Genomic DNA, 11,193 nt, shown 5'->3' on the forward strand with positions numbered 1-11,193 from the left:
TAATGACAGTAGCCTAGTTACTCAGGAGCCGGATACGGCGAAAGTCGTAAGTCCGGTTTTGAAGCAGGGGGTGGGAAGGCGACTTCCTGCTCTACTGTAACGGGTGTGGGGTGTGGGGTGTGGGGTGTGGGGTGTGGGGTGTGGGGTGTGGGGTGTGAGAATTATGAATTATGAAGTGGGGAGTTTTTTGCTGTGAACAGTGAACAGTGAACTGAAAACTCAAATCTGATCAGTGATCACTGATAACTGATCACTGATAACTGACTAAATCCTGCTATAATCTGATTGAATAAGTATAAAAATATTAATTGCTCGATCGCTAATTATGGAAGATACCCTGCCGCTTATTTACGTTTCTGGATTGCTAATTTTCGTGATTGGTTTAGGAATTTTTGTCATCGTGCAAATCTTTAAAACCCGTCGAGTGGAAGGAACCTTTAACAAGCTACAAAAGAAATTGCAAAAAGAAAAAGGTACGGCTAAAGATTACTATGAATTAGGGAGTCTTTATCTCGATAAAAAACTCTATGTTCAAGCCTTGAGTTTACTACAAAAGGCTTTAAAAATCTCTGGGGAAGAAAGCATCGAACCAGAAAATCAAGCTCTAATCTACAATGCGCTCGGTTTTTCCTATTTTGCCCAAGAACAATTAGAATTAGCGATTCGTAACTACAAAGAAGCAATTAAACTTTATCCTGAATACTCGATCGCTCTCAATAATCTTGGCAATGTTTACGAAAAGAAACAAATGGCTAAAAAAGCTCTCGAAACCTACGAAGAAACTCTCAAATTTGATCCTAATAATACCGTAGCCAAAAAGCGAGCCGAATCCCTGCGTAAACGCTTCGCTGAATCGAAATAGTTTTGACTACTATCAAATTCTTTTTAGAGATCGAAGATTCTTCGATCTCTTTCTTTATTTCAAGCCATAAAACAAGACAATTAAACTAGGGGTTAAAATCGTCAAAATTAAATTTAGGGGCGCACCCAAACGGGTAAAATCGAGGAATTTATAGCCGCCTGGTGCATAAACCATGGTATTAGTTTGATAGCCAATTGGTGTTAGATAACTATTAGAAGCAGCAAAGGTGACAGCATACATAAAAGCCAAAGGATTTAAACCCAAAGTTTTCGCCACTTCCACGGCGACGGGAATCATTAACACGACGGCAGCATTATTAGAGAGGATTTCAGTTAAAACTGAGGTAATTAGATAGAAGAAAACTAAGATCCAAAACCCCGAAAGATTGCCGCCGATAGCCACTAAATTATCTGCTAACCATTTAGTCGTTCCTGAGTTATCCATGGCAGTACCCAGGGGAATTAAACCCGCTAATAAAAAGATAATATCCCAACGAATGGAACCATAGACTTCCCCCGGTTTTAGACAGCCAGTAATTACCATTAAAACCACTCCAACTAAACTGGTGACGAGAATCGGTTGAATATCAAAAGCGGCAATAATAATCACCAACAAAGTAATTATTAAAGCAATAATTCCCTTATCCTTTCGCAGGGATTCGATGTCTTTCTCTTCTAAGACTAATAATTCTCGCGTAGTTTGTAACCCCACAAAACTCTGTTTTGGTCCCTGAACTAAGAGCAAATCGCCAAACTTTAAAGGAATTTTACCTAATCTTCCTTGCAGTAATTCCGAACCACGCCGAATCGCTAGAACCGTTGCGTTATAACGCTGACGGAATTTCAAATCTTTTAAAGTTGTCCCAATTAAACGGGAATTAGAGAGAATCAAAACCTCGGCTAATTTTTCCTCACCTGTAGTAATTGCCGATTCAATATCTTCTTTCTGAAATTTGACATCGGCAAAGATTTCTAATCCCCGTTCATCTTTAATCTTTAATAGTTCTTCCCGACTACTGTGAACGATTAAAATATCGCCAGCATTGAGAACTTTATCAGCTAAAGGTTGGGGTAAATGTACCTTATTCCTGATTAATTCCAACACATCAAAATCAAACTTTCTTTGTAGTCCACTTTCGGATAAAGTTTGACCGATAAGATTAGAACGAGTGCTAATAATTACCTCACTCAGATATACTTTAGAACCATAATCATCGTCCAAAAATTCCCCGGTGGAAGATTTGCGATCGGGTAATAATTTCGGGGCAAAAATTGCTAAATAAATCAAACCTGCCAAAAAAGTTACTACCCCCAAAGCAGTGAATTGAAATAAGCTAAATTGCCCATAACCCAGCTTGGCAGAAATACCACTAGCGAGAATGTTTGTAGAAGTTCCCACCACGGTAATCATCCCCGCTAAAACCGTGGCGTAGGAAAGGGGAATTAATAACTTAGAAGGGGAAATTTTTTGTTTTTTACACCAATCTTCAACGATGGGTAAAAAGATCGCCACCACTGCCGTGTTATTAATAAAAGCACTAATTGGCCCTACTAATGCCCCTAGTACAAATACCTGTTGGTGGGGACTTTTGCCCCCCCAAACCAGCAAGCGATCGCGGATTACTTGAATCACTCCCGTGCGGGTAATTCCGGCACTAAGCACAAACATCGCCATCACTGTCACCGTGGCAGAATTACTAAATCCGGCGATACCTTCTTCGGGAGTAACTAAACCCAAAAGAATCAGGACAATCGCCACGCATAAAGCGGTTAAATCTACCGGTAGCCATTCCGCCACAAAAGCGACTAAAGCAACGACTAAAACCGTTAAAGTCAGAATAATTGGTGTTGGCATTGATTTATTTTTTCGTCATGAACCAGCGAATAAACAACTTCTCTAACTCAATCCAAACAAACATTAAGGCACTAAATCCAAAACAGATTAATAATTCCGTGCCACTAATCCATTGAGTACCGAAGAAGTTTTGTAGAGGAGGAGCATAAATTAACAACAATTGTAGGATCGTTGTCAAGCCCACGGCGACAATAATGTAAGGATTAGAGAAGGGATTCATTTGCACAGCTAACTGGGTATGGGAACGCACCGCCAAAGCATGACCCATTTGTGCTAAACAGAGGGTAGTAAATACCATGGTTTTCCAGCGTCCAGGATCTCCGATTTCGGGGGTTGCCTGAGTATATTGGTAAGCCCAGTACATCATAATAATGGTCAGAATGGCAAAGACGATGCCGATGCGAATCATATACCAACCCAACCCGCGAGCAAAAATGCTTTCCCGGGGGCTAAAAGGTGGACGTTTCATCACATTAGGTTCGGCGGGTTCCATTGCCAAAGCCAGAGCCGGTAAACCATCGGTGACAAGGTTCATCCAGAGGATTTGCAAGGGAGTCAGAGGTACACCCCCCATACCGATTAAAGGAGCCGCAGCAATGGTTAAAACCTCGCCAATATTACTGCCGAGAATGTATTTAATAAAGCGCCGAATGTTACTGTAAACCACGCGCCCTTCTTCAGTGGCAGCGACGATGGTGGCAAAGTTATCATCTAGCAAAATCATATCACTGGCTTCTTTGCTGACATCGGTTCCCGTAATCCCCATGGCGATACCGATATCCGCTTGTTTTAGTGCCGGAGCATCATTGACTCCATCCCCCGTCATGGCGACGAATTTGCCCCGTTTTTGCAGGGCTTGGACGATTCTCAGCTTATGTTCGGGAGAAACGCGAGCATAGACGCTCACACCATCTACCTCTCCCTCTAGGTCATTCTGAGACATTTTTTCTAATTCTTTACCCGTGATTACTCGCTCTCCGGGGGCAGCAATGCCTAATTCAAATGCGATCGCCTTGGCGGTTAATTGGTGATCTCCGGTAATCATAATCGGACGAATTCCCGCTTGACGACAGAGGGCAACCGCTTCTTTAACTTCTTTGCGGGGTGCATCGAGCATTCCCACCAATCCCAACCAAACCAGGGATTGTTCCTCACTATCTTCTCTTTCCGCTTCTGGCACTTCTGTCATCGGTTTATAGGAAAAACCTAAGACTCGTAGGCCATTACCCGCCATTTCGTCATTTTGTGCCAAAATACGGCTTCTTTGTTCATTTGTTAAGGGTTGACTTTCCGCCCCAACTTGGATCAGAGAACAACGTTCGAGAATTAATTCCGGTGAGCCTTTGGTAAACATCAAATAGGTAGAATCACCCAAACCTAACTGAGCATTCTCACAGATTACTGACATTCTCTTTCTTTCGGAAGAAAAGGGAAATTCGCCTAAACGAGGGCTTTTTGGTTCCAATGCTTCCCGATATAGTCCTCCTTTACCCGCTAACGTCAGTAAAGCTCCTTCGGTGGGATCGCCTAAAATTGACCATTCTTGAGCTTGATTCTGCAAAAGTGCATCATTACACAGGACACAAGCCGTTAAAATTGCCTGTAGTTCGGGATCACTTTCACTAGCACCACTAAACTCACCGATGGGCGCGTAACCCTCCCCCGTGACAGTAATTGTCTGCTCGGAAGTATTAACTTTCTGCACCACCATTTTATTTTGAGTTAAAGTTCCAGTTTTATCGGAGCAAATCGTCGTTACCGAACCTAAGGTTTCCACTGCCGGCAATTTACGGATTAAAGCTTGTCTTCTCACCATTCTTTGGGTTCCAATTGCCAAAGTCACCGTTACCACTGCCGGTAAACCTTCGGGGACAACGGCCACAGCCATACTGAGGGAAGTTTCTAGTAGTGACTCAAAAAACTGCCAACCGAAGCGAATTACGCCCCCAAGCACGACTACAGCCACTAAAGCTAGGGAACCACTCACTAAAACGTTACCTAACTGCGACATTCGCTGCTGTAGGGGAGTTGGTTCACTTTCTACTCCTTGTAACATGGCGGCGATTTTACCGATTTCCGTATCCATTCCCGTCTTGGTAATCGCCACTTTCCCCCGTCCTTGTACTACTTCTGTACCCTGATAGACGAGGTTAATGCGATCGCCTAAAGAGGCATCTTCCGGTAAAACCTTCTGTGCTTGTTTATTCACCGATTCCGCTTCCCCCGTCAGGGCAGCTTCCCGGATTTGCAGATTTTGTGCTTCTAATAATCTGCCATCGGCGGCAATTTGTACCCCCGCTTCCAGTAACATGATATCCCCGGGGACAAGTTCCTTGGCCGCCACTTCAAAGGTGCTACCATTACGGATAACCCGGACTTTCGGCGAGGATAACTGCTTAAGGGCGGCTAAAGCCTTTTCTGCCCTGCTTTCCTGTAAATATCCTAAAATACCGTTTAAAATAACAATTGTAAAAATAGCGATCGCATCTTTGGGAAATTCCGCTTTTTTCAGGTCCAAAACCGCCGAAACCACCGCCACGGCAATCAGCATCACTAACATAATGTTAGTAAACTGTTCCCAAAGAATCATTAACGGGCTACGTCCCCCCGTTTCTTTTAGTTCATTTAACCCAAAAATATCCTTTCTTTTGACAATTTCAGCCTCGATTAAGCCGGTTTCCCCATTGGTTCTCAGTATTTCTAGGGTTTGTTCGCCAGTTAAATTATGCCAAGCACGATTATTCTCTATCTCCGAGACTTGGGGGGACGTAGTGGGAAAAGTCATAGCGATCGATTGAAGAGGGTGTATGCGTAAACTCAAAAGGTAAGCGAATTAAGCTAATTACATATCACAATATCAGTTATCAGTTATCAGTGACCAGTAATCAGTTATCAGTGACCAGTTATCAGTTATCAGTGACCAGTTATCAGTCAGCAGTTATCAAGGAAGTGGGGAAGTGGGGAAATGGGGAAGCTGTCTCATCACCCTATCACCCCAAAACCCCATCACCCCAAAACCCTATCACCCTATCACCCTATCTCCTCCTGCCACCTGCCGACCGCCTTCTCGATAAGCTGAAAAAAATGTAACGAAATGTGAAGTATAATAGCGAATGTGATAAAGACAAGACATTAGAGAGTAGATAGGAAACGATGCGAGTTGCGATCGCTGGTGCGGGACTAGCCGGATTATCTTGTGCGAAATACCTTGTCGATGCGGGACATACGCCCATCGTACTGGAACGTCGCGATGTATTAGGGGGAAAAATTGCCGCTTGGAAAGATGCCGATGGGGACTGGTACGAAACCGGTTTACATATCTTCTTTGGCGCTTATCCCAATATGCTGCAATTATTCCAAGAATTAGGCATAGAAGATCGCCTACAGTGGAAAGAACACTCGATGATCTTCAATCAGCCGGAAAAACCAGGGACCTATTCGCGGTTTGACTTCCCCGATATTCCCGCCCCAATTAACGGTATTGTTGCCATTCTTCGCAATAATGATATGTTAACTTGGGAGGAAAAAATTAAATTTGGACTCGGTTTAATTCCTGCCATTGTTAAAGGCCAAAGTTACGTCGAGGAGATGGATAAATATTCTTGGTCGGAATGGTTAGAGAAACAAAACATCCCCCCCAGGGTAGAAAAAGAAGTATTTATCGCTATGTCGAAAGCCCTAAACTTTATCGATCCTAACGAGATTTCCGCCACGATTCTACTAACAGCCCTCAACCGCTTTTTACAGGAGAAAAACGGCTCAAAAATGGCTTTTCTCGACGGTTCACCCACGGAAAGACTCTGCCAACCTTTAGTCGATTACATCACCGCTAGAGGTGGCGAAGTGCGCTTAAATGCCCCTTTAAAAGAGATTCTCTTAAATGAAGATGGCACGGTTAAAGCCTTCTTAATGCGCGGTTTAGACGGGGCGAAAGATTATCTTTTTGAAGCCGATCTTTATGTGTCTGCGATGCCTGTAGATCCTTTAAAAGTTTTACTACCTAAACCTTGGCAAGAAGATAAATTCTTTCAAAAATTAGAAGGATTAGAAGGAGTTCCCGTCATTAATCTACACCTCTGGTTTGATCGCAAACTAACCGACATCGATCATTTATTATTCTCCCGTTCGCCCTTACTCAGTGTTTATGCTGACATGAGCAACACCTGTAAAGAATACGCTAACCCCGATCGCTCGATGTTAGAATTAGTTCTCGCTCCCGCTCAGGATTGGATTAGCAAATCCGATGAAGAAATTATCGCCGCCACGATGAAAGAATTAGAAAAACTCTTTCCTCAACATTTTACTGGCGATAATCCCAGTCAATTGTTAAAATATCATCTGGTGAAAACTCCTCGATCGGTTTATAAAGCCATCCCTGGCCGACAAGCTTATCGACCTTCTCAAAAAACTCCGATCGAGAATTTTTATCTCGCCGGTGACTATACCATGCAAAAATATTTAGGAAGCATGGAAGGAGCCGTTTTATCGGGGAAATTAGCGGCAGCAGTGATCAGCAAAGATCACCCCGCAGCACCGCTAAACCTGAATAAAACCCAATCTACACCAGTGTCCAGCGCTCGTTAATTCTCTGGCTAGGGACTAATGACGAAAATGGCCTTGAGTGAGACAATGCTATATCATTAGCCACAGTTCGCCGTTAATCTAAGTCAATCATTCCGCCCCAGCAGAATGCTCCAATTGCCAAAACCGACCCACCCCACCAAACCCCTCGTCTCCCTTGCGGAGTCCTACGAACTCTGTCGCCGGATTACAGAGAAGTATTCCAAAACGTTTTATCTCGGTACTCTCCTGATGCCGAAAGCAAAACGTCAAGCGATCTGGGCAATTTATGTCTGGTGTCGTCGTACCGATGAACTGGTCGATGGACCCCAAGCCCGGTTAACTACACCTGAAACCCTTGATTTATGGGAAAAACAGCTAGAAACAGTCTTTTCTGGGGTTGCCCTTGAGGATGCCGATGTCGCTCTCGTGGATACTCTAGAAAAGTTCCCCATGGATATCCAACCCTTTCGGGATATGATCGCTGGGCAACAGATGGATCTCTATCGCAGTCGTTATCAAACCTTTGATGAACTAAAACTGTACTGCTATCGGGTGGCGGGAACGGTGGGGTTAATGTCCAGCGCGGTCTTAGGATTGGAAGATGGTGATCGCTCGGCTCCTTGGCGACGCAATCAAAGCGTTTATATTCCCCAAGAAGAAGCGATCGATCTCGGTATTGCCAATCAATTAACCAATATTTTGCGGGATGTGGGGGAAGATGTCCATCGTGGGCGGATTTATCTACCTTTAGAGGATTTAGAGCGTTTTAACTACAGCGAAGATGATTTACTCAAAGGGGTTAATGATGACCGTTGGAAGGCGTTAATGCGCTTCCAAATTGAGCGGGCCCGTTATTACTATGATTCTGCCGAAAGGGGGATTCGCGCCCTTAATCCCGATTCCCGTTGGCCGGTTTGGGCGGCTTTACTGCTTTATCAAGGCATTTTAGACGTAATTGAAGCAAATAACTACGATGTCTTCGCCCGTCGTGCCTTCGTGCCTTTAGCCAAGAAAATGCTCTATTTACCCGTAGCTTGGCTGCGATCGCAGGCGTTGTAAAAATGCGACGGGTTTTGTCGCTTACCGACTCCACCCGTCGAGTCTTAACTAGGGTTGGCTTTTTCAGCGCGATTTAGGAGTCACCAACCAGAAAGGTCCGGTTTCCGTGCAGGGAACATCTCGATCGGTTTCGTAAACCACAAGGCTATCTTGGCGATCCAAAACCAGGGCTTCTCCTAGACGGACGTAGGATATAAATGGGCCAAGATAGCGGACAACAGGCTCATCGCTACAGGACGGCAATACCCGATCGTTAAAATACTCCCACCCCACATCCTCGACGCTTTCATAGTAGCGGATGCTGAGATCATCGATCGCTTTCCCCGGAAAACGTTCTCGGATAGCTGACCGGAGAAATTCTGGCAGCGGTCGATCTGGCGATAATAATGTGGCAGATTTCATGGCCTTTCCCCCTAAAACTAAAGGAAGCGGGAAACTCTGACAAATGCCTCCCCTATCGTGACTATTCACTTCCGCTCCCCACCCCGCCAATTTTTTACTAGGGATGGAAGCCAGCGCAGGGAGTCCCTTTGTATTTATTGTAACAAATTTCCCCGCAAAGGTTCAGGGCGATACCGTCAGAACAGTTTTTCTTGATTTTTCGTTACAAAGATTGACAAATTTATCCTTTTATTTCAGCGATAATAAGTAGGTAGGTATTAAAAACTTTCAGACACCCCCCTTATCAAGGGGGGCAGGGGGGATCCCCCCGCCTATCGGCACCCCCCTTATTAAGGGGGGCAGGGGGGATCGAACCTAAAATCCATTTTCAATTTAATTATAACCAGCTACTTAATAATTACCCGGCGACAAGCCAGAAAAAATAGTGGAAACAGGGAAAGACGGACGAGGCTGGGGCTAACTAACTAGCAATAATGATAGCGAGAAAAGAAGTGGTTTAGTAGTGCCGAATTCTCGTTCCCGATCATTTAGGAGGTAGGAAAGATGACAATTTATGTCACCCGCGAGGGAGATAAACTGGTGGCCGATTCCCCACTGGAATTGGTGGAAAAATTACAACAATGTCAGGGGAGAATGACGGAAACAAGACAGGACTTCATGACTCGGATGGCTGCACAGATGGTAGCCAGCCAAGGCGTTACTGTTCCCATCACCGATCCGGAGAATTTTATCGCCGAGCTAATCCACAACGATTTTCTGAGCGTGGTGGACAGTATTGATGGCTGAAAGTCGGCCGGGGAATTGGCGGCAAAACTTAGCCACTAGGGTTCCTAACACTCAACCCCACTACCCTAGGTCAAAAAGCAAAATTTCCGAGTCTTCTAGAGATTGAATAGCCAAGGAAGTTTCCTCGCTAATTGCCGCTCCATCCCCCGCTTGTAAATGCACGCTATTTAGGGTTATTTGCCCTCTAGCCACCTGTAACCAGGCATAACGACTGGGAGCTAAGGGATGAGTCAGGGACTGGCCTGGGGGCAGAATTCCCGAGTAGAGATTAACGTCTTGATGGACTTTAACCGCATTATCGGCACCGGTGGGAGAGGCGATTAATTGTAAGGTATGGGGAGAAAATGCGATCGCTTTTTGTTCATAACTGGGTTCTAGATTTTTTTGGTCGGGAATAATCCAAATTTGCAGAAGATGGAGGGGATTAGTGGCAGAATGATTAAATTCACTGTGTTTTATCCCTGTTCCCGCGCTCATCCGTTGAATTTCACCGTGTCGAATCACGGAACCTGTGCCGAGACTGTCTTGGTGTTCTAGTTCTCCCTCCAAAACATAGGTTAAAATCTCCATATCCTGGTGTCCGTGGGTGTGAAATCCTTTTCCCCCAATCACTTTATCCTCATTAATAACTCTTAGACTCCTAAAATTAATCTGTTGGGGATCATAATATTGGGCAAAAGAAAAAGTATGATAGGTATCCAACCAACCATAGTTAGCGTGGCCTCTTTCCTCCGCTTTGCGTATAGTAATCATCGGTTTTCCTCTTTTTTATTTCTATATTCCTAGTCTATAAAATATTGCCAAAAATGATAAGTAGGCACTAAAAGTCAGATAGTTACCTTGGAGTAATCATTATGGCAATGTTATTAAATTTTATGGATTTTGACTGGGATCCCCCCTGCCCCCCTTGATAAGGGGGGTGCCGATAGGCGGGGGGATCCCCCCTGCCCCCCTTGATAAGGGGGGTGCCGATAGGCGGGGGGATCCCCCCTGCCCCCCTTGATAAGGGGGGTGTCTGACAATTTTTAACACCTACCTACTTAATAATTCTGATTCCTGTCAAGCTAAGGCTATTTTAAAAGCAATTATTCGTAGGAGTCTTGCCAGACAAAGCGGCTCTTCTAGGTTCTGTGTGATAAGTTTAACTTACTATAGAAGCGATCAATCTTTGTGTCCTTTGTGTCTTTGTGGTTCCTTCCACTCGCTCGTCAGCAGGACTGTATCTTAGAATACATTTTACCCACCAAACCTAAGAGAGCCTCCCTTTTCTGTCAGAGGAGGGATAGGAAGTGTAGATAGTCAGGGTAAGCGTATTTTAACAATCCTTGACAAAATAAACCTAGAGGGCGATTTGGGTATATTTGGGTAGAATTTGCCCTCTCAATTGTTAAGCAACAATCGACCAAATAGGTCGAGTTTGTAACTATTCTGATTGACTGCTATCATTTGAAATGCCTACACAGCAAGGGGCTGACAAAATTGGCGAATTGTCAACAGCGTTTGAGCTGCGCTTACCTGGGTAAATAGTGTAATAAAACTTAATAAATTATGGCTCTTCGTTACCCTTTATGCTAAATCAACATACAAGATGCCAAGATAACATACTTCTAACCCAAAAATTCCGAAAGTTTCTAAAGCCATAGCCTCTCCGTTTTATTAGTTTAAGT

Annotated in this window: 9 protein-coding genes; 5 read left to right on the plus strand and 4 right to left on the minus strand. The window is 44.3% G+C overall.

All coding sequences use genetic code 11. The annotated features are described in order from the left end of the window. Window positions 1-325 precede the first annotated feature (325 nt). Window positions 326-862: a tetratricopeptide repeat protein gene (locus EWV66_RS18295; RefSeq protein WP_052276149.1), complete on the plus strand. Its 537-nt coding sequence runs from the start codon at window positions 326-328 to the stop codon at window positions 860-862. A gap of 54 nt (window positions 863-916) precedes the next feature. On the opposite strand, the gene EWV66_RS18300 is transcribed toward EWV66_RS18295, so the two are convergent. Both EWV66_RS18300 and EWV66_RS18305 read right to left on the minus strand, forming a co-directional pair. Further along, on the minus strand, window positions 917-2,716 hold the full coding sequence (locus EWV66_RS18300; RefSeq protein ID WP_287108411.1) for an SLC13 family permease: 1,800 nt from the start codon (window positions 2,714-2,716) through the stop codon (window positions 917-919). Between the two features lie 4 nt (window positions 2,717-2,720). Next, the gene (locus EWV66_RS18305; protein ID WP_052276151.1) at window positions 2,721-5,501 is read right to left on the minus strand and encodes a cation-translocating P-type ATPase; all 2,781 of its coding nucleotides are present in this window, start codon (window positions 5,499-5,501) and stop codon (window positions 2,721-2,723) included. An 89-nt stretch (window positions 5,502-5,590) separates the two neighbouring features. On the opposite strand from EWV66_RS18305, the gene EWV66_RS18310 reads away from it, so the two are divergent. The 3 genes from EWV66_RS18310 (at window position 5,591) to crtB (ending at window position 8,338) form a co-directional block, all read left to right on the plus strand. Further along, complete coding sequence (locus tag EWV66_RS18310) at window positions 5,591-5,806, plus strand: hypothetical protein (RefSeq protein ID WP_158499328.1); 216 nt, start codon at window positions 5,591-5,593, stop codon at window positions 5,804-5,806. Between the two features lie 63 nt (window positions 5,807-5,869). Beyond that, window positions 5,870-7,300 (plus strand): 15-cis-phytoene desaturase, encoded by a 1,431-nt coding sequence (gene pds / locus EWV66_RS18315; protein WP_072926703.1) that lies wholly within the window; start codon window positions 5,870-5,872, stop codon window positions 7,298-7,300. Between the two features lie 105 nt (window positions 7,301-7,405). Continuing rightward, complete coding sequence (gene crtB, locus EWV66_RS18320) at window positions 7,406-8,338, plus strand: 15-cis-phytoene synthase CrtB (protein WP_052276152.1); 933 nt, start codon at window positions 7,406-7,408, stop codon at window positions 8,336-8,338. A gap of 63 nt (window positions 8,339-8,401) precedes the next feature. Here crtB and EWV66_RS18325 read toward each other — a convergent pair whose 3' ends face one another. Continuing rightward, a complete protein-coding gene (locus tag EWV66_RS18325) occupies window positions 8,402-8,878 on the minus strand; it encodes a hypothetical protein (protein WP_052276153.1) in 477 nt (158 codons plus the stop codon). A gap of 405 nt (window positions 8,879-9,283) precedes the next feature. Here EWV66_RS18325 and EWV66_RS18330 point away from each other — a divergent pair, with 405 nt between their 5' ends. Further along, window positions 9,284-9,526 carry a hypothetical protein gene (locus EWV66_RS18330; protein WP_002740673.1) on the plus strand — a complete coding sequence of 81 codons (243 nt, stop codon included), beginning with the start codon at window positions 9,284-9,286 and terminating at the stop codon, window positions 9,524-9,526. A 60-nt stretch (window positions 9,527-9,586) separates the two neighbouring features. Here EWV66_RS18330 and EWV66_RS18335 read toward each other — a convergent pair whose 3' ends face one another. Further along, window positions 9,587-10,279, minus strand: coding sequence for a pirin family protein (locus EWV66_RS18335; RefSeq protein ID WP_052276154.1), 693 nt, complete (start codon window positions 10,277-10,279; stop codon window positions 9,587-9,589). Window positions 10,280-11,193: the final 914 nt, after the last annotated feature.

Origin of the sequence: Microcystis sp. M_OC_Ca_00000000_C217Col, from assembly GCF_007095585.1 — a bacterium.
Classification (GTDB): domain Bacteria; phylum Cyanobacteriota; class Cyanobacteriia; order Cyanobacteriales; family Microcystaceae; genus Microcystis; species Microcystis panniformis.